The following is an 18,022-nucleotide window of genomic DNA, read 5'->3' on the forward strand; positions in this document are numbered from 1 at the left end:
CCTCATTCTTTTAACTTCTTCATAATCTTCCTACTTTTTCATCTCATTTTACCTCCATTTAAATTTTTGAATAGATTTTTATGGAAGGCAGATTTAATTTTGAATATATTTTTGATGAGGCAATTCGTGATCTTTTTAAATTTACAGATTTATTTATAATAGTCTCTGGTGATAATATGGAATATTCAAGAAAAAGTGGAGTGCTAATACATATTACCTCGTTTCCAAGTGAATATGGAGTTGGAGACCTTGGGTATCCTGCAAAACTTATCATTGATTATCTAAAAAATGCTCATCAAAAATTAATTCAAATTCTTCCAGTTGGACCTACTGAGCCTTTCTTTGACAATAGCCCATACTCTTCTATTTCGGCTTTTGCAATAAATCCTATTTTTATCTCGCTTGAAAAACTCGTTGATATAGGGCTTCTTAAAAATGAGGATATTACTCAATTCAAAATTAAAGAATCTAACTTTGTAGATTACAATAGGGTGATTGAAAATAAATTTAAGGCATTTAGAAGCGCATTTAAAAACTTTAAAGAGACAGATGAATTTTACCAATTCTGTGATGAAAATACTTATTTTCTTGATGATTATAGCCTTTTTGTTGCATTAAAAGGAAAATTTAATGGGAAAACTTGGCAAGAATGGCCAGAAGAATTTAGGAATAGGAAAAAAAATGCCCTACTTTTAGCAAAGGAGAGTCTAAGTGAAGAAATAAGATTTATAAAATTTTTGCAGTTTATTGCCTACAAACAATTTTTGGAATTTAAAGATTACGCAAACAATAACGGCATTAAAATTATTGGTGATATACCCATATATGTTGATCTAAATAGTGCTGATGCGTGGGCTAATAGACATCTATTTGACTTAGATGAAAATGGTTATCCTGTTAAAGTTGCAGGTGTTCCGCCAGACTATTTCAATGAAGATGGACAATTATGGGGTAATCCTGTTTACAATTGGAATGCGCATAAAGAGACCAATTTTGAATGGTGGATTAAACGATTCAATCGCCTTTTGAAAATTACCGATATTATCCGTTTAGACCATTTTAGAGGATTTGTTGCGTATTATGCGATAGAACGGGGGATGCCCAACGCAAGGATTGGAGAATGGATTAATGTGCCTGCTTATGACTTTTTTGATACAGTTAAATCAAACCTAAAAGACATGCCTTTTATTGCAGAGGACCTTGGTTTAATAACCGAAGATGTAGTTAAAGTGATTAAGCATTACAAAATTCCAAATATGAGGGTATTGATGTTTGCCTTTGATGGTTCTCCTACAAATCTCTACCTTCCACATAATTATGAAAACCCTACCGTTGTTTACACTGGGACACACGACCATAACACCTGCAAAGGGTGGATAAAATTTGAAGTTCCAGACTCTTCAAAGGCTTATTTGAAAAGTTATCTTGGGCATGAGCCATCAATTGATACAATTCATAAAGACCTTATGAGGTTAGCGCTTTCTTCTGTTGCCTACTTTTCCATCATACCAATACAAGATGTATTAGGATTTGATGAATCTTCTAGAATGAATTCTCCAGGGGTTGCTCATAATAACTGGCGGTTTAGATTAAAAACTTCTGACCTTAATGACGAAGATTTTGCGTTTTTGAAAGAGTTAACAGACACCTATGGGAGATAATTGTTTTATTTTCCGAAGTCCCAAGAAAACACTTCTACAAGTTGTTTAATAACTTCTTTATTGTCTGTAATAATACCTACTTCTCTATTGTTATCTAATGAATTAGAAGAAAAATTTTCAGAACCAATAAAGGCATACTTTTCATCAACAACAATAACTTTTGCGTGTATAAAAGGGTTTGAAACGTATTTTATATCTATACCGTATCTTTTAAGATCATCAATTACTCTTGCGTTATCTTCGATACTGTTAGGATCTGCAATAATAATTTTTACCACTGCTCCATATGCACGCCTTTCCTTTAAAATTCTTTCTATGGCTGGATCGCTTATTTCTTCTGCATACATTAATATTTCACCATGAGCACTTCTAAGGAGTGTTTCAATTCTTGTGCGAGAATTTTCTGGGCTTACAACAAGTATTGAATTGCTTCCTATGTTGTATGGTTTTCTATACCAATCAGCTTCAAAAATTTTTGCAAGTTCTTCTATAACTTTTTTATCCGTTGTAATTACGCCAAACTCTCTATTTTTGGTAAATGCCGATTTTGTAAGGTTTAGAGTCAGTATATAGCCAGTTTTATTATCTATTACTAAAAATTTTGAATGTGTAAAATTGTACGCCTTGTTATCCCATTTAACATCAATTCCATAGTATCTTAATTTATCGTATGTATTTTTATTTGCAGAATACCCTCCGTAAGGATTTTCTTCAAGTATTACCCTTACTTTAACACCACGTAGCTTGGCGTTTTTAAGTTCACTTAAAATATCTGTGTCAGAAAACGTGTACAACTCTATATCAATTGAGTTTTGTGCACTTTTAATACCACTTATTATAGGCTCTTTACCCATATCTGGTTCGTAGAAAAGAGTAATGTTATCTTGTAAAGAAGGTAAATTAGGAGTATTTTTATTTATTGGTATGAGTTTTGCGTAAATTAAAAGGGCAAGAACAAAGAGCAAGGCAATAATTACGTTGAACAGATACGATTTCTTTCCAAACAGGTTTTTCTTAATTTTTTCGTCTTTCATACCCAATTATACATAAAATCATTCAATTTGGTTTGGTAAATTTACTTTTTTTATATAATTGAATTGATGAGTATGTATAAAATAAAAATTAGGGTTGTAAGTGTAGAAGGACACTGCGCTGCAAATTTAAAAGTGGGTGATACCTTTGAGATAGATAGCAATGGTCAACCAGTTCCCGTGCAGTTTTGTGGTTGGGCTTTTGTTACGCTCTGGCCATTTATTACCCCACTTAGATACGGTGGCACTCTTCCTTGGGAGAAAGACCCTAATAAAGCCTATGTTTCATGTCCTGATCCTGAGAATACAGTGGTTTTTGAGATTAGTAGAACTCCTGACGACACTCCTTTTGAGTCAGACAAACAAGCTTTTTGATTATGAAGGAAAAGGCGAGGGTAAATCAACTTCTTATTCAGATTGCATTCATTGCATTGTTAATTGGGTTTGTCTATTTGTTTTATAAAAGACAGGTAAATATATCAAGTTTTGTAGAAAATTTAAAAGTTTCATTAATTCCTTATTACCTTTTTAGGTCTTTAATCAGAATGTTCTTAGCGTATTTTGTTTCTTTAATCTTTGCTTTTACTTATGGTTATCTTGCTGCAACAGATAAAAGAAGAGAGGCAATTTTAATCCCTATCCTTGATATTTTACAATCAGTCCCAATACTTGGATTTTTCCCTGTTGCAATTGCTTTTTTTATCTCAATATTTCCTAATTCAATAGTTGGTGTGGAGTTAGCTTCAATTTTTCTTATTTTTACTTCTCAATCTTGGAACATTTCATTTGGTATTTATGAGAGTATAAAAGCAATACCCAGGGATATTTACGAAGCTTATGCGTTTTTTGACCCATACCACTTACTTCGACTTAGAAGGTTGTATATTCCAGCGTCAATACCCAAAATCATTTATAATAGCATTGTAAGTTGGTCAAACGGTTGGTATTTCCTTGTTGCTTCTGAAATCTTTGCAACTGGAGAGAAGTCTTTTAGACTACCAGGTATTGGAAGTTTTATTCTTGTTGCTGCTTCAGAAAATAAAATTGGACTTGTCATCCTTGGTATTTTATCTCTTGCTTTAGTGATTTTTTTGTTGGATATGTTTATGTGGAGGCCCTTAAGCCAATGGTCAAGAAGGTTTAATTATTCAGTATTTCCGGGTGAAGAAGAGCAAAAAGAAGTTTTAGATATCGTTATCTATTTTTGGGAATTTGTAGGAAATATACTTTCAAAACTTAAGAATATACTTTTATTACTTTTAGAACCTTTTAAAAGAAAAAACGTTAATCCAATAGATTTTAGAAAAATTTTAAAATCAAAAATTTTTGAAGTAGTTGAGAAAGGTATAAGGTTCTTGTTTACTGTTGGTGTTATTGGCATATTGATATACTTGTCAATTGCGACAGCAAAAGGTATTGTTTTACTTGTTTCAACATTCAAACTGCAGTATGTTTTTACAACAGCTAAATCTTTATTTTTATCTTTTCTTAGAATTCTGATATCGTATATTATTGCAGTGTCTTGGACAGTTCCGGTTGCAATTTTTTTATCCCAAAGGAAACGCTTGTTGAATTTTGTTCTTCCAATATTTCAGATTCTTTCTTCAATTCCTGCAATTTCATTTTTCCCGCTTCTCTTGTACTTTCTTTTGCCATTTAAATTTGGATTAGAAATAGCTTCTATTGTTTTGATACTCACAGGTATGCAGTGGTATATTGTTTTTCTTGCTCTTGGTGGATTAAAGGCGATCCCTAATGATCTTCTTGAAGTTGTAGATTCTTATAGGGTTAAGGGAAAATTGAAGTTAATGAGGTTGTTAATTCCATCAATGTTACCATCTTTTCTTACAGGCACAATAACGTCGATTGGTGGTGCATGGAATGCCCTTGTAGTTGCTGAATACATTGAATTAAAAGGTAAAATTTATACGGTAAGTGGAATTGGAGCTTTGCTTAATGATTCCCTTTTAAATAACGAAAAGACATTATTTATCTTTGCCTTATTTGCAATGGTTTTGACCGTCTATTCGATTAATCATTTTGTTTATAGGCCACTTTATGATAAAATTCTAGATAAATACAAAATGGAGAGTTAAATGGCGCTTTTGAGTGTAAAAAACGTGTATCAAACGTTTCCTTTAAAAAATAAAGAAGTTGTTGTGCTTGAAAATATTAATTTCGACGTTGATGAAGGTGAATTTGTAAGTCTTGTTGGTCCTTCTGGATGTGGTAAAAGCACACTTTTAAGGATTATAGCAGGGCTTTTAAAACCTTCATCTGGAAGTGTATTATTTAGAGACTTAGTAATAAATGATATTAACCCATATACAAGTATGGTATTTCAATCTTTTGGTCTTTTGCCGTGGCTTGATGTTACTGAAAATATTACTCTTGGTCTTGAAGCAAAGGGTGTATCTTTAAAGGAAAGATTAAAAAAAGCCTTTAAATATATAGATATGGTTGGTTTGGAAGGTTTTGAAGAGGCTTACCCTAGGGAACTTTCAGGAGGAATGAAACAACGAGTTGGTATTGCAAGAGCACTTATAATGGAACCTGAACTACTACTTATGGACGAACCATTTTCTGCTCTTGATGCTTTAACTGCAGAGAACCTTAGGTCTGAGATTCTTAAACTCTGGGAATCAGGAAAACTCTCTTTAAAATCTATCTTACTTGTTACACATAACATAGAAGAGGCAGTTTATATGTCTGATAGAATTATCATACTCTCTGCACATCCTGGCAAAATAATCGGTGACGAAAGAATTGATCTACCGCGTCCAAGAGATAGGGAGAGCAAGGAGTTTTATGCAATTTATGATAAAATATATTCGATGATTCTTGGATCAAGTTTAAGTAAGGAGGTGAATCCCTAAACGGGTAAATAATGGATGACATATTGCCGTTACCTTATGTAGAAATAGGTAAATTGTTAGGTTTGCTTGCTTATTTGGAAGATGCTGAAGGGAAAGTTGATATTTACATGATCCCTGAAGATATTGAAATTGAGGCAGATGAACTTATATCGCTTCTTAAGTTAGCTCAGGCATTAGGTTATGTTGAAGCAAAAGAAGGAGATGTATCAATTACTAGTTTAGGTAAGGAGATTGTGTTTGGTGACGAAAATAAGAGAAAAATCCTTTTTAAAGAGTCAATCAAAAAATTACCAATTTTTAAAAAAATCATCAATTTGTTGGTTAAAACAACCGATAATTCAATCTATAGAGATGATTTACTTGAAATGCTTCAAGAGGAAATGACTGATGAAGAAGCTGAAGAAACCCTTAAGAGCATTATTGAATTAGGAAGATACGCTGAATTGATTGGCTATAACCCAGAAGATAAAGAAATTTATCTTGATAAGTTAGAGGAAATATGATAGAAGAAACATTTGTAATGATAAAACCAGATGGTGTTAAAAGAGGTCTCGTTGGAGAGATTATCTCCCGTTTTGAAAGAAAACTCATGAAGATTGCGGAATTAAGAATGGAGCAACTCTCAAGAGAACAGGCAGAAGAACTTTATGAGGCTCATAAAGGTCGTGATTACTTTGAAAAACTCATAAATTATACGATATCTGGTCCCGTGGTTGTTATAAAAATAGTTGGTGAAGAAGCAATTATGAATTGTAGGATTATCATAGGTGCAACAGACCCTGCAAAAAGACTTCCAGGAAGTATAAGGGGGGATTTCTCTCCGTATCTTACAGAAAATGTAGTGCATGCTTCTTCAAGTGTTGAAGATGCACAAAGGGAATTAAAACTTTTCTTCGGGTGAAATATGGATGAGAATTCTTTAATAAAAACTCTTTCAAGTGTTTATGCACCAAGCGGCAAAGAAAATGCTATTTTTGACTTAATTACCAAAGAATTACAAGACTATGTGGATGATATTTTTGTTCATGAAAAGAGCAATTCCTTAATATGTTATAAAAAGGGGTTGGGTAAGTGTTCTCTAATGCTTGAAGCACACGTTGATGAAGTATTTATGGTTGTTACAGATATACTAAAAGAAGGATTTTTAAAATTTTATTCCAATTCTATTGATCCCAAAATTTTACCTGGCTCAAAAGTGGTTGTTCACGGCAAAAAACCTATTACAGGTGTAATTGGCATAAAACCCTACCACCTTGTTAAAAAAGGAGAAGAGAACAAACCCTATAATTTTGATAATCTTTACGTTGATTGCGGCTTGGACTTTGATGAACTAAAGAATAATGTTTCTGTTGGAGATTATATTACTTTTACATCTGACTTTGAGAGAGTTGGTAATTATTTTGTAAATAAATCTTTAGATAACCGTCTTGGAACTTACGTGGTGATTGAAATTTTCCGAAGATTAAAAAAGATTATGCATGATGTGAATATCTATGGTGTATTTGCCTCTCAAGAGGAATTTACATCTTTAGGAGCTATTACTTCAACTTTTTCAATCTTGCCTGATTTAGCAATTGTTTTTGATGTAACCTTTGCAATGCAGAATGAAGTAAGTAGTGATGATGGATTTGAGCTTGGAAGTGGTCCTGCTATTTATGTAGGTGTGTCAGGCAATAGAGATATTGTAAATGAACTCATAGAAACTGCAAAAAAGTTTGGTATTCCTTTTAACCGTGAAGTTGGTATTTTATCCCATACTGATGCCGATAAAATAGAACTCGTAAGATCAGGAATTCCTGTTGCTCTTATTAGTATTCCAGTTAGATACATGCATACCCCTAACGAAATGTTTGATTTAACAGATGTTGAGAGAACTGTTGACCTCGTTAAAATTTTTATTGAGCATTACAACAAACTAGGAGACCTAAATGGCGAGTATTGAGCTTATTAAAAAATTGAGTAATGCTTTTGGGGTTTCTGGCTCTGAGGACGAAGTTATTGATATTATTAAAAAAGAAATAGCAGGTTTCGTGGACCATATAGAAGTTGATAACCTTAAGAATCTTATTGCTTTAAAAAACCTAGATCTACCAAAAGAAAAAATTATGTTGAATGCTCATATGGATGAAGTTGGTCTTCTTGTAAAAGGTATTGCTGAAAAAGGGTATGTTAGGTTTCTTAAAGTTGGGGGCATTGACGATAGATTATTACCTGGAAAAAGAGTTTTAATAGGAAAGAATCGAGTAGAAGGTGTCATTTCTGCCAAACCTATCCACTTACAAAAAGAATTAGAAAGGAACTCTTCTATAACTTACGATAGATTAGTTATAGATATTGGTGCAAAATCAAAAGAAGAAGCATCTAAACTCATTAATGTTGGTGATCCAATAATTTTTAATACCGGATTTGAGCAACTTAGTAATAGAAGATATTCAGGTAAAGCTTTTGATGATAGACTTGGTTGTGCGCTTATTACTGACATTCTTAAAGAAGATTTAAAAGTCCCAATTATTGCAATGTTTTCCTCTCAAGAAGAGGTGGGTTTAAGAGGTGCTACTGTTGGAGCTTTTAAATATACGGGGGACATTTCAATAACAATAGAAGGAACTATTGCTGCTGATTTTCCTGATGTAAGAGAATCTGAAAAGTGTTCCTCTTTAGGAAATGGTCCTGTAATAACAATCAAAGATGGATCTGTCATTACTGACCATGATTTAAGGAACAAACTTGTTCATTTGGCTGAGAAGCTTAAGATTCCATACCAATTTAAACAGGTAGTTGCAGGCGGAACGGATTCTTCAAGAATACAGTTAACAAAAGGTGGAGTTAGAGTTCTCGTTGTTGCTGTTCCTGTGAGGTATATCCATAGTCCAGTTTCTGTATTTGATATTGAAGATTATAATGCAACAAAAAGACTTATCATTGAATTTATAAAGAATTATTATGGAGGCAAGCATGATTGATACTTTAGAAAAGCTTGTTAAGGCTTTTGGTCCTTCTTCGAAAGAATTCGAAGTAAAAAAAGTTATCAAGGATTTAGTTAAAAATATTGATTGTGAAACGGACGAAGATAAATTTGGGAACCTTGTTTTACATTTCAAGGGAGAGGGTTCTAAAATTATGCTTGCAGCTCATCTTGATAGCATTGGCATTATTGTTACCGATATTGATAAAAACGGCTTATTACATTTTTCTCAGATTGGAGGTTTGAGAACAAGTTTTTTACTTGGCTCAAGAATCCTTTTTGAAAATGGAATAGAAGGCACTGTTTTTTATGAAGATAGAGATGCCTTATGGGAACCAAAAGAATTTAAAATAGAAAAATTTATCATAGATATTGGAGCTAAATCTAAAAAAGAAGCTTTGGAAAAAGTTAACATTGGCTCTTTTGGTGTATTTTATCCTATTTTTTCAGAATCAGTTGAAAGGATCATTGCACCATCTTTAGATGATAGAGTTGGCTGTGCGATTTTGGTAGAAGTTGCGAAGAATCTAAAAAAGAAAAACCTTAAATTTGATACATTCTTTGTATTTACAGTCCAAGAAGAGATTGGTGTAAAGGGTGCAAGGACATCTACCTTCGAGATTACTCCAGAATACGGCATTGCTATTGATGTAACAACTGCAGGAGATTATACTGAACCAAAAATTAATGCAATTGAATTAGGCAAAGGTCCTGCTATCAAGGTAATGGACGGAGGTATGATAACAAATATTGAGCTTAGAGAAAGGCTCATTAAAGTAGCAAAAAAGGAGTCGATTCCGTATCAACTTGAAGTTATTACAGGTGGCACCACCGATGCTTTTGCAATGCAAATTACAAAAGATGGAGTTAAGACTGCTGCTGTATCGGTTCCAACAAGGTATGTGCATACTCAAGGTGAAATTGTTGATAAAAACGATATTAAAAATGTTGCAATATTATTAAAGCAATTTTTAGAGAAAGAAACATTCTAGAAAGGAGGTAAGGAATGGAAGGTTTCTTTGGAAAAATTTTAGAAGTTAATCTTTCGGACAACACGGTTAAAGTGCAACCTCTGGATGAAAAGACCCAAATGGATTATTTAGGTGGACTTGGTATTGCAACAAGGTTGTTGTTTGATTATGTAAAGCCTGGGGTCGATCCACTTTCTCAGGAAAACGTGCTTGTGATTGCACCTGGCTTACTTGTTGGCAGTGGACTTCCAACTGCTTCAAAAACAACACTTACGTTTAAATCACCACTTACAGGAGGTTTTGGAAGAAGTGTCTCTGGTGCATACCTTGGTGTAGCGCTTAAGAATGCTGGTTTTGATGCTATGGTTATCTTAGGAAGAAGTGCAAAACCTGTTTATTTATACATTAATGATGATAGCGTTGAGATAAGAGATGCTTCAAATCTTTGGGGAAAAGATGCAATTGAAACACAGGAAATCCTTAAGAACGAGTTAGGTGACGTAAGAACATGTGCAATAGGTTACGCTGGAGAGAAACTTTCAAAGATTGCAGGTGTTGATTTTGAAGAAAGGCAGTCAGCTCGTGCAGGTGGTGGAGCTGTTATGGGTAGTAAACTCTTGAAGGCAATTGCCGTAAAGGGGACTCACGAGATTCCAGTTTCTGATAGAGAAAAACTTAAAGAAGCAATTAAAGAATGGAATGGCAAAATTATTGGTAGTGAAGTTGCAAAATTGGATATGGCCTATGGCTCTGGGGAGTTTTATGAATGGGTAAATAAAGAGATCGGAGTATTTCCTGTAAAAAACTGGCAACAGAGTTATTTCGAAGATAGTTTCAATACCCATCCAGACGGAAAATCACACCTTGATCCTTATTATTGGTCACCAATCTATACCAAAAAATTACACCCCTGTCCAAATTGTAATAAACCATGTGGAAGACATATAGCTTTTAAGGAAGGAAAATACGCTCCTTTTGAAGTAGAAGGCGTAGAGTATGAACTTCTATACGCACTTGGTGGTAATCTTGGTATAGAGGACATTGAAGTTACAGCAAAGCTTAACGAGATTTGTGATAGAGCAGGACTCGATGGAATTTCAGCAGGTGTAACGCTTGCATGGGCAATGGAAGCATACGAAAAAGGACTGCTTACCAAAGAAGATACAGATGGACTTGATTTACGTTTTGGGCAGAGTGATGCTGCTGTCTTAGCTATGGAAAAACTCGCAAAAAGAGAAGGTAAACTCGGAGAACTTCTCTTTAACGGAGTAAAAGAGGCAAGTGCTAAATTAGGAAAGAATTCAGAATTATTTGCTCTTGAAGTAAAAGGGTTAGAGCCACCTGCCTATGATGTGCGAGGTCTAAAAGGAATGGCTCTTGCCATTGCAGTATCCGTAAGAGGTGCATGCCATCTAACTGGTGGAATTTATGCTCCAGAACTTACTGGCAAATTCTGGAAACTTTCGAATATCGATAGATTTTCAACTGATTGGAAAGGTTATGAAGTAAAAACTGGGGAAGATTTTATGACTGTTTATGATACCCTTGGAATGTGCAAATTCTCAAGAAGTCTTTTCTGGCTTGAAAAAGAAATACAGGATGGTATTGAAGCAGTAACTGGAGTAAGACTTGGTGCCGATTTACTCCTTTTAACTGGAGAAAGAATTTATAATCTTCAGAAACTATTTAATGTTAGAGAGGGTTTAGGAAGGAAAGATGATCATCTTCCATATAGAGTTACGCATGAACCAATTTCAAATGGTGTTAGCAAAGGACACTACGTTACCGAAGAGGAATTACAAAAGATGCTCGATGAATACTACATGACAAGAGGTTGGTCCAAAGAAGGTATACCAACAAAAATGCATCTTACAAGGTTAGGTCTTGTAAAAGAAGCAGAAGAGTATGGTGCACCGGTTTAAAGATGATAAAGATTTTGGTTGTTTCTGATACGCACTATACAGATAGAATTTCAGAGTTACCCGACTTGTCTTTGTATATGAAAGATGTTGATGCAGTATTTGCCTTGGGAGATTTTACTTCTTTTGATGTTCTTGAGTATTTGAATTCTTTTAAGAAAATTGTGTATGCAGTTCATGGAAATATGGACGACAATTTTGTGAAAAACCATTTAAGAGATAAGATGACTCTTAATATTGAGAATGTTTCTCTTGCTTTAACTCACGGAAGTGGTAGTCCATACGGTATTGAAGAAAGAATAAAAAGTGCTTTTAGCAGGAATTTTGATGCTTATATTTTTGGGCATACCCATCAACCGATGTCAAAATATACAGATGGTGTTTTATTCTTTAACCCTGGTTCTCTTGCAATCCAAACACCAAGTTTAGGTGTTCTTTATGTTGAAAAAGAGAATATTTGGGGAAAAATTGTTTATGTATAGAATGTATTTAAATAAACTTTTAGGAGGCAGAAGATGACTGAAGGAAAACCCTCTCAAATTGGGGAAATTTTAAAGCAGTTAAAGAACGACAACCCAGATCTTGAGGCTCTTGCAGTTGTGAGTTTAGACGGACTCCCAATTGCAAGTTTGCTTCCTCCGGATACTGAAGAAGACAGGGTTGCTGCAATGTCTGCTGCAATTTTAGCATTAGGAGAAAGAGCATTAGAAGAACTTAAAAAGGGAACCCTTGAACAGGCGTATGTAAAAGGTGAATTTGGTTATGTGATTACAACAGGAATTAAAAATCTTGCTGCGCTTATGGTTGTCACAAATAAAGAGGCAAAACTTGGAATGGTGATGCTTACAATTAAAAAAGGCGTTGATGAGCTCTCAAAAATTATTTAGTGTTTTATCCTCCTTGTTTTTAGATTGTGCTCGGCATGTGTCGAGCACTTTTTATTTAAATAAGTCGTGAGGATAAAGAAAATCGTGACCTAATGTTCTTTGAGAGATCTTACAAACAGGCGGAAAGGTTCTTTTGAATTGGGTATTAAAATGTCTTTTTAAGAGCTTTGCAACCTTATCTTTTTCAAACCCATAAGAAACTATCTCTTCTTCAGTCATTCTTTCTTCAAGAAATAAATAAAGAACTTGGTCTATAATGGAATAAGGGCATCCTAATTCATCTTCATCGGTTTGACCTGGCCAAAGATCAGCTGAGGGTTTCTTATCTATAATCTTTTTAGGGACTCCAATATGTTCTGCGAGTTTAAAAACTTGTGTTTTGTATAAATCTCCAATTGGATACATTCCACATGCCATATCTCCATACCAAGTCGTATAGCCAAGCATAATCTCACTTTTGTTGCTTGTTCCAAGAACTACTGCGTCAAACTCTCTTGCTTTATCAAAAATGATAGACATCCTTATTCTTGCAAGTAAATTTCCTATCCTTACTTTTTCATCAGTGTTTATTTTTGAAATGTAGGCATCAGCCATTTCCGTAATTTCAATAGTTTCTAAGTATATACCAAGTTCTCTTTGAACCAGTAACCCATCTTCTAAGGATTCTTTGCTACTCAGCTTGTATGGCAAAATTAATCCAAATACATTTTCTTTTCCTAATGCTTTTACTGCAAGTTTTGCAACAACGGCAGAGTCAATTCCACCAGAGATCCCAAGGATTACGTGTTTAAAGCCATTACTTTTGGTTTCTTCCTCAATAAATTTTTCTATAAATTTTTCAGTTATATTCCAGTTTAGTGATAAATCAACCATATTATTTTTCCTCCACTATATTTTTAAAGTTCCTTAATAGGTTTGAGAAATCTTCTTCTCTTATTAAAGGAAATACTGCCCTTTTTTTGTATATATCCTCAGTATCTACAGTTCCCGATACTAGTGTTTCTTCGAATAGAGGTGCCTGCACTAATTTTTTTCCAAGTGGACTTTGGATAAAACTTCCTCCGTAAAAGCCTAGTCCATCATCAAAACCGACCCTATTTACATAGACAACAAAAAGGCTAAAGAAGTTTGTGTATGTAGAACTTGCCGTTTCAACAGCAGTTTGAATTTGCGGAGTGTTTTCCTTGAGGCCTCTTAGAGGCATGTTTGAGATTGCAAATACAAAATCGATATTACTTGCATAGGCAAGTGAAAGTAGTGTTGGATGGAAGAAGTCTCTACAGATGATAACTGTTGCATTTCCATAGTCAGTTTCTATTTTTATGAAATCTTTTCCTCGGCCAAAAAACCTCAATTCTTCAAACATACCATGTGTTGGTGGAAACATTTTTCTGTAAACGGATTTTACTTCACCTTTGGAAAGATACATTGAAGAATTATAAATGATTTTATCTTCTCCTTTTTCTACAAACCCTAAAATAATATCAATTTCTTTGCTAAGTGTTTTTAAAGGTTCAAAAAATTGAGCATTATAAGGAAGAGCAATATCAAAAGATAAGTCTTTTAACATATATCCTGTAATACTAAGTTCAGGGAAAACAACAACTTTTGAATTTTCAGAAATGGCACGATTTGTAAACTCTATGTGCTTAGCGAGATTTTCTTCGATGCTTCCTAATTTGGGGTTTATTTGCGCTAAGGAAATTTTAAACTTCATCTTTAGTTCTCCTTTCTAGTGTTTTCAACAAGGGTAAACCTATCAAATATGTTGAAATTGCTTCTCCTAATCCTATTGTAATTACACCAAAAAGATATGGTTTTAATGCAAAATGTTCAATTGAATATCTTAAGGCTTCATAAAAGTTTAATCTTGTATTTAAAGTTGCAAGTGTAACTACATAAAAACTTACACCAAAACCATTAAGGATAATAGGAGGAAGTGGAGCAAAAAATTTTTTCCATTTCATCTTACCTACAAGGTAAGTTAATACCGAAGAAATAAAAGTAAATAGAGTGCCTAAAACCCAGTCGATTGGTCCAAATGGGGATGAAAGATTTGCAAGAAAACATCCAATTGTTGTGCCTAAAATAGCCTCAGGGAATGCATACGGAAGCACAGTTAAAGCTTCTGAAATTCTTACTTGTATTGGGCCGTAAGAAATTGGGGTAAGCACCACTGTTAATACAAAATATAAAGCACCTATAAGTGAAGCACGTAAAAGAAACCTTAAAGTATTTTTATTTGCCATCTTTTCGTTCCTTTTTAAAATTATTTGTTTTCGTTAGAAGGAGTTTCTTTTGGTAGGTTTTCATTTCGTTTTTTTATTTCTTCATCTTTTTTTGAAAGTTCCCTTTTAAGGTTATCAATTTCTTTTTTTAATGCCGCTAAGTCTACACTCTGTGCAATGAAAGATATAAACCAGATTAAAATTCCACCACTAATAAATGATACTAGCGTAAGCGCACCTGTTGAGATACCTTCTAATTTGTAGCCAAATAAGTTTATATCTGCATAGTAGTTGATATTTAGTATTAGAAACCAAGTTGCAATCCCAGAGAGTACTAGGGTTATAAATAGTAAAAAACCGACCTTTTTCATTTTATGCCTCCCTTCTTATTTTCTTATATTATAAGATAAATTAAATTTTTTTACATCTTTTTTCTTAGTCTTGGATCTATTGCGTCCCTAAGTCCATCACCGAATAAATTGAAACCAAGAACTGAAACGAGTATGGCAATTCCTGGAAATGTAGCAACCCACCAATAACCGCCTGTTATATAATGGTTAGAGTTAGCAAGCATTGCTCCCCATTCTGCTGTAGGAGGTTGTGCTCCTAAGCCTAAAAATCCTAAAGCAGCAGCATCAAGAATTGCGCTGCCTATACTTAAGGTGGCGTAAACAATTATTACCGATAAGACGTTTGGTAATAAATGGACTCTTAGAATTCTAAGTTTTGGAGTGCCAATTGCTTTTGCAGCTTCTATAAATTCAGTATTCTTAACCATAATTGTCTCAGATCTTACAACTCTTGCTATTTGTGGAGAGTAAGTTATTCCAATTGCTATCATTGCCTTTGATAGACCTCTTCCAAGTACAGATACAATAACTATAGCAAGAAGTATTGAAGGTAAAGCAAACATGATATCAGTAATTCTCATAAGGATATTGTCAAGTGTCCCTCCGTAGAATCCTGAGAAAATGCCAAGCAAACTTCCTAATAAAATCCCAATGATGACTGCAATTACTCCAACAGAAAGCGAAACCCTTGCTCCATAAATAATTCTACTCAATACATCTCTTCCAAATTCGTCTGTTCCTAAAAAGTTCTTAAGATTGCCTGCCCAAAAACCTGGCTGTAAATTGTTGTATAAATTTTGTTCTATTGGGCTATAAGGGGATATTAGGGGAGCAAAAATTGCAACAATTATAAGTATTAAAATTATTCCAAGACCTATTAATGCGGACTTATTCTTTCTTAATGCCTTAAAACTTTCCATAAAAAAATTTTCGCTTGTTAATAATTCTTTATTTTCTAAAATTTCTTCTTCCATAGTGCTCCTTAATATTTAATTCTTGGATCAATGTATGCGTATACTAAATCAACGATTAAGTTTACTATTGCAACTATTAATGCTACAAAGATGACCGCACCTTGTATAGCAGGATAATCTCTTGCGTTTACTGCTTGCACAATGTAAGTGCCCAATCCAGGCCATGAAAATATCGTTTCAGTTAGAACTGCTCCACCCATCAACAACGCAAATTCAGTTCCTGCTGAGGTTATAATAGGTATTAAAGCATTTCTTAGAGCATGTTTTAGAATTACCGTTTTTTCTGGAAGACCTTTTGCCCTTGCCGTTCTAATGTAATCTTGATTGATCACATTAAGCATGCTTGAGCGTGTAATCCGTGCAATGAAAGCCATCGGAATTGTGCCAAGTGTAATAGATGGAAGAATTAAATGTTTTAAAACGTTAATAAAAGCACCAAAATTTAACGTGATAAGACTGTCTATTAGATAAAATCCTGTAATATTTTTAATTGAATAGTAAACCGATATTCTTCCTCCAGTTGGTAGTAGATTTAATTTTATACTAAAAAGTAGAACGAGCATAATTGCTAACCAAAATATCGGCATGGAAACTCCGAAAAGAGCAATAAACATTGTTGTATAATCAAATATCGTATATCTTTTTATTGCAGATATTACACCTGCAGAAATGCCTATCAAACTTGCAAAGATCATTGCAAATATGGAAAGTTCAAAAGTATTTGGGAATCTTTGTAAGATTTCTTTCAAAACACTTTCATGCGTTAGAATCGATTGGCCAAAATCACCTCTAATTGCGTATTTTATCCATATTAAATATTGCTCAAAGATTGGTTTATCAAGTCCCCATTTCTTTCTCATTGCTTCGAGTATCTCTGGTGAGGCATGTTCGCCAGCTAATGTTCTTGCAGGATCTCCAGGTATAAGCCTAACAAGTAGGAAAATGATTATTGATACCGCAAAAAGCATTAAAATCAAATTTAATATCCTTTTTAATATGTAACTTTTCACCTTCTTACACCTCTTTTACAAAAAAGGGGAGGAAAACCCTCCCCTTGGAAAATAACTGTTTTATTGCGATATGGTTACATTCTCAAAATGGTAATCACCTGTTGGATATAGCACAAATCCTTGTACCTTTTTGTTGAAAACAAGAATCTGGTTTGCGTGTGCAAGCGGCACCCATGGTGCATCATTATGGACAATTTGCTGTACTTGTTTATAAAGATCTGCTCTTTTTGCTTGATCTGGCTCTTTTTGAGCTTCGATATTGAGCCTATGGACTTCCGGATTTCTGTAAAAGGCTATATTTCCTGCCGAGCCAACAGTTGCTGAATCTGAATCTAATAATACATAGAGGAAGTTATCTGGGTCAGCGTAGTCTGCTATCCACCCAAGAAGTGCCATTGGATGCTCGCCATTCTCTGTTTTTTGTAGATATGTTCCCCAATCATAACTTACAATTTCTGCATCGATACCTACTGCCTTTAGATCTGCTTGAATTGCAGTAGCAATTTTTTGTGGGTCAAACATGTATGGTCTTGAAACTGGCATTGCCCATAGTTGTGTTTTAAATCCATTTGGATAACCTGCCTCTTTTAAGAGTTCTTTTGCTTTTGTTGGATTGTATTCATAATCTTGAATTGCATCATTATAGCCCCATAGAGTTGGAGGTATCGGATTTTTTGCAACAACTGCTGTTCCTTTGTATAACTGGTCTACAATTGCTTTTTTGTTAATTGCATAGTTAATTGCCTGCCTTACTCTTACATCTTTAAATGGCTCTTGGAAACCAGGGGTATCTTCGCCTACATTCATTGCGAGGTATCCAACGTTAACTCCTGGTTGGCTAAGAATTGTCAAATTTTGGTCTTGTTCAATTCTGCCCAAATCATCTGGATTTGGAAATTCTATTCCTTGAACCTCACCTTTTTGAAGTGCAAGGAATCTTTGTGATGCATCCGGGATGACCTTAAAGATAAGTTTGTCTATCTTTGCTTTTTCACCCCAGTAGTCTTGGTTTTTCTCGAGAGTAATGTGGTCTCCTTTTACCCATTCTACAAACTTGAATGGTCCAGTTCCTACTGGATGTGCAAACCATTGATCTCCCCATTTTTCACAATTTGTTGGGCTTACAATGTAAACTGTAAACATAGCCATT

General features: G+C 34.2%; 20 protein-coding genes. 12 read left to right on the plus strand and 8 right to left on the minus strand.

What is annotated here, in order from left to right:
* Nucleotides 1-80: 80 nt before the first annotated feature.
* A complete protein-coding gene (gene malQ, locus K6343_00950; protein ID MEF3244542.1) occupies nt 81-1,661 on the plus strand; it encodes a 4-alpha-glucanotransferase in 1,581 nt (526 codons plus the stop codon).
* Nucleotides 1,662-1,666: 5 nt separating this feature from the next.
* Here malQ and K6343_00955 read toward each other — a convergent pair whose 3' ends face one another.
* Nucleotides 1,667-2,695: a hypothetical protein gene (locus K6343_00955; GenBank protein ID MEF3244543.1), complete on the minus strand. Its 1,029-nt coding sequence runs from the start codon at nt 2,693-2,695 to the stop codon at nt 1,667-1,669.
* Nucleotides 2,696-2,767: 72 nt separating this feature from the next.
* On the opposite strand from K6343_00955, the gene K6343_00960 reads away from it, so the two are divergent.
* The 11 genes from K6343_00960 to K6343_01010 are packed head-to-tail and all read left to right on the plus strand — an operon-like array spanning nt 2,768 to nt 12,310.
* Nucleotides 2,768-3,067, plus strand: coding sequence for a TIGR04076 family protein (locus tag K6343_00960; GenBank protein ID MEF3244544.1), 300 nt, complete (start codon nt 2,768-2,770; stop codon nt 3,065-3,067).
* A 2-nt stretch (nt 3,068-3,069) separates the two neighbouring features.
* Nucleotides 3,070-4,788 (plus strand): ABC transporter permease subunit, encoded by a 1,719-nt coding sequence (locus K6343_00965; protein MEF3244545.1) that lies wholly within the window; start codon nt 3,070-3,072, stop codon nt 4,786-4,788.
* The gene (locus tag K6343_00970) at nt 4,789-5,568 is read left to right on the plus strand and encodes an ABC transporter ATP-binding protein (GenBank protein ID MEF3244546.1); all 780 of its coding nucleotides are present in this window, start codon (nt 4,789-4,791) and stop codon (nt 5,566-5,568) included.
* A gap of 11 nt (nt 5,569-5,579) precedes the next feature.
* Nucleotides 5,580-6,071, plus strand: a complete 492-nt coding sequence (locus K6343_00975; protein MEF3244547.1) for an AAA-associated domain-containing protein — start codon at nt 5,580-5,582, stop codon at nt 6,069-6,071.
* A complete protein-coding gene (gene ndk / locus K6343_00980; protein MEF3244548.1) occupies nt 6,068-6,469 on the plus strand; it encodes a nucleoside-diphosphate kinase in 402 nt (133 codons plus the stop codon). The genes K6343_00975 and ndk overlap by 4 nt, the downstream gene beginning before the upstream one ends.
* A gap of 3 nt (nt 6,470-6,472) precedes the next feature.
* Entirely contained in the window at nt 6,473-7,510 is a 1,038-nt protein-coding gene (locus tag K6343_00985; protein MEF3244549.1) for a hypothetical protein, read from the plus strand.
* The gene (locus tag K6343_00990; GenBank protein MEF3244550.1) at nt 7,497-8,531 is read left to right on the plus strand and encodes a M42 family metallopeptidase; all 1,035 of its coding nucleotides are present in this window, start codon (nt 7,497-7,499) and stop codon (nt 8,529-8,531) included. Before K6343_00985 ends, K6343_00990 begins: the two co-directional genes overlap by 14 nt.
* Nucleotides 8,524-9,525: a M20/M25/M40 family metallo-hydrolase gene (locus K6343_00995; protein MEF3244551.1), complete on the plus strand. Its 1,002-nt coding sequence runs from the start codon at nt 8,524-8,526 to the stop codon at nt 9,523-9,525. Before K6343_00990 ends, K6343_00995 begins: the two co-directional genes overlap by 8 nt.
* 14 nt (nt 9,526-9,539) lie before the next feature.
* Nucleotides 9,540-11,426 (plus strand): aldehyde ferredoxin oxidoreductase family protein, encoded by a 1,887-nt coding sequence (locus K6343_01000; protein MEF3244552.1) that lies wholly within the window; start codon nt 9,540-9,542, stop codon nt 11,424-11,426.
* 2 nt (nt 11,427-11,428) lie between these two features.
* Nucleotides 11,429-11,905, plus strand: a complete 477-nt coding sequence (locus K6343_01005) for a metallophosphoesterase (GenBank protein MEF3244553.1) — start codon at nt 11,429-11,431, stop codon at nt 11,903-11,905.
* A gap of 33 nt (nt 11,906-11,938) precedes the next feature.
* Entirely contained in the window at nt 11,939-12,310 is a 372-nt protein-coding gene (locus K6343_01010) for a roadblock/LC7 domain-containing protein (GenBank protein ID MEF3244554.1), read from the plus strand.
* A gap of 51 nt (nt 12,311-12,361) precedes the next feature.
* Here K6343_01010 and K6343_01015 read toward each other — a convergent pair whose 3' ends face one another.
* The 7 genes from K6343_01015 to K6343_01045 all read right to left on the minus strand — a co-directional run.
* On the minus strand, nt 12,362-13,183 hold the full coding sequence (locus K6343_01015) for an NAD+ synthase (protein ID MEF3244555.1): 822 nt from the start codon (nt 13,181-13,183) through the stop codon (nt 12,362-12,364).
* A 1-nt stretch (nt 13,184) separates the two neighbouring features.
* On the minus strand, nt 13,185-14,027 hold the full coding sequence (locus tag K6343_01020) for a hypothetical protein (GenBank protein MEF3244556.1): 843 nt from the start codon (nt 14,025-14,027) through the stop codon (nt 13,185-13,187).
* Nucleotides 14,017-14,559 (minus strand): QueT transporter family protein, encoded by a 543-nt coding sequence (locus K6343_01025; protein ID MEF3244557.1) that lies wholly within the window; start codon nt 14,557-14,559, stop codon nt 14,017-14,019. Before K6343_01025 ends, K6343_01020 begins: the two co-directional genes overlap by 11 nt.
* A 20-nt stretch (nt 14,560-14,579) precedes the next feature.
* The gene (locus K6343_01030; GenBank protein ID MEF3244558.1) at nt 14,580-14,909 is read right to left on the minus strand and encodes a hypothetical protein; all 330 of its coding nucleotides are present in this window, start codon (nt 14,907-14,909) and stop codon (nt 14,580-14,582) included.
* Nucleotides 14,910-14,959: 50 nt separating this feature from the next.
* Nucleotides 14,960-15,862 carry an ABC transporter permease gene (locus K6343_01035; GenBank protein ID MEF3244559.1) on the minus strand — a complete coding sequence of 301 codons (903 nt, stop codon included), beginning with the start codon at nt 15,860-15,862 and terminating at the stop codon, nt 14,960-14,962.
* Nucleotides 15,863-15,870: 8 nt separating this feature from the next.
* Nucleotides 15,871-16,872: an ABC transporter permease gene (locus tag K6343_01040; GenBank protein MEF3244560.1), complete on the minus strand. Its 1,002-nt coding sequence runs from the start codon at nt 16,870-16,872 to the stop codon at nt 15,871-15,873.
* Between the two features lie 60 nt (nt 16,873-16,932).
* A partial coding sequence (locus K6343_01045) for an ABC transporter substrate-binding protein (protein ID MEF3244561.1) occupies nt 16,933-18,022 on the minus strand: 1,090 nt, incomplete at its 5' end.

The sequence above is a fragment of the Caldisericaceae bacterium genome (genome assembly GCA_036574215.1).
Taxonomy (GTDB): Bacteria; Caldisericota; Caldisericia; order Caldisericales; family Caldisericaceae; genus Caldisericum.

Bases quoted from the DNA above. Each gene is read 5' to 3' on its own strand.
- malQ (MEF3244542.1), top strand. From the start codon at position 81: ATGGAAGGCAGATTTAATTTTGAATATATTTTTGATGAGGCAATTCGT.
- K6343_00955 (MEF3244543.1), bottom strand. From the start codon at position 2,695: ATGAAAGACGAAAAAATTAAGAAAAACCTGTTTGGAAAGAAATCGTAT.
- K6343_00960 (MEF3244544.1), top strand. From the start codon at position 2,768: ATGTATAAAATAAAAATTAGGGTTGTAAGTGTAGAAGGACACTGCGCT.
- K6343_00965 (MEF3244545.1), top strand. From the start codon at position 3,070: ATGAAGGAAAAGGCGAGGGTAAATCAACTTCTTATTCAGATTGCATTC.
- K6343_00970 (MEF3244546.1), top strand. From the start codon at position 4,789: ATGGCGCTTTTGAGTGTAAAAAACGTGTATCAAACGTTTCCTTTAAAA.
- K6343_00975 (MEF3244547.1), top strand. From the start codon at position 5,580: ATGGATGACATATTGCCGTTACCTTATGTAGAAATAGGTAAATTGTTA.
- ndk (MEF3244548.1), top strand. From the start codon at position 6,068: ATGATAGAAGAAACATTTGTAATGATAAAACCAGATGGTGTTAAAAGA.
- K6343_00985 (MEF3244549.1), top strand. From the start codon at position 6,473: ATGGATGAGAATTCTTTAATAAAAACTCTTTCAAGTGTTTATGCACCA.
- K6343_00990 (MEF3244550.1), top strand. From the start codon at position 7,497: ATGGCGAGTATTGAGCTTATTAAAAAATTGAGTAATGCTTTTGGGGTT.
- K6343_00995 (MEF3244551.1), top strand. From the start codon at position 8,524: ATGATTGATACTTTAGAAAAGCTTGTTAAGGCTTTTGGTCCTTCTTCG.
- K6343_01000 (MEF3244552.1), top strand. From the start codon at position 9,540: ATGGAAGGTTTCTTTGGAAAAATTTTAGAAGTTAATCTTTCGGACAAC.
- K6343_01005 (MEF3244553.1), top strand. From the start codon at position 11,429: ATGATAAAGATTTTGGTTGTTTCTGATACGCACTATACAGATAGAATT.
- K6343_01010 (MEF3244554.1), top strand. From the start codon at position 11,939: ATGACTGAAGGAAAACCCTCTCAAATTGGGGAAATTTTAAAGCAGTTA.
- K6343_01015 (MEF3244555.1), bottom strand. From the start codon at position 13,183: ATGGTTGATTTATCACTAAACTGGAATATAACTGAAAAATTTATAGAA.
- K6343_01020 (MEF3244556.1), bottom strand. From the start codon at position 14,027: ATGAAGTTTAAAATTTCCTTAGCGCAAATAAACCCCAAATTAGGAAGC.
- K6343_01025 (MEF3244557.1), bottom strand. From the start codon at position 14,559: ATGGCAAATAAAAATACTTTAAGGTTTCTTTTACGTGCTTCACTTATA.
- K6343_01030 (MEF3244558.1), bottom strand. From the start codon at position 14,909: ATGAAAAAGGTCGGTTTTTTACTATTTATAACCCTAGTACTCTCTGGG.
- K6343_01035 (MEF3244559.1), bottom strand. From the start codon at position 15,862: ATGGAAGAAGAAATTTTAGAAAATAAAGAATTATTAACAAGCGAAAAT.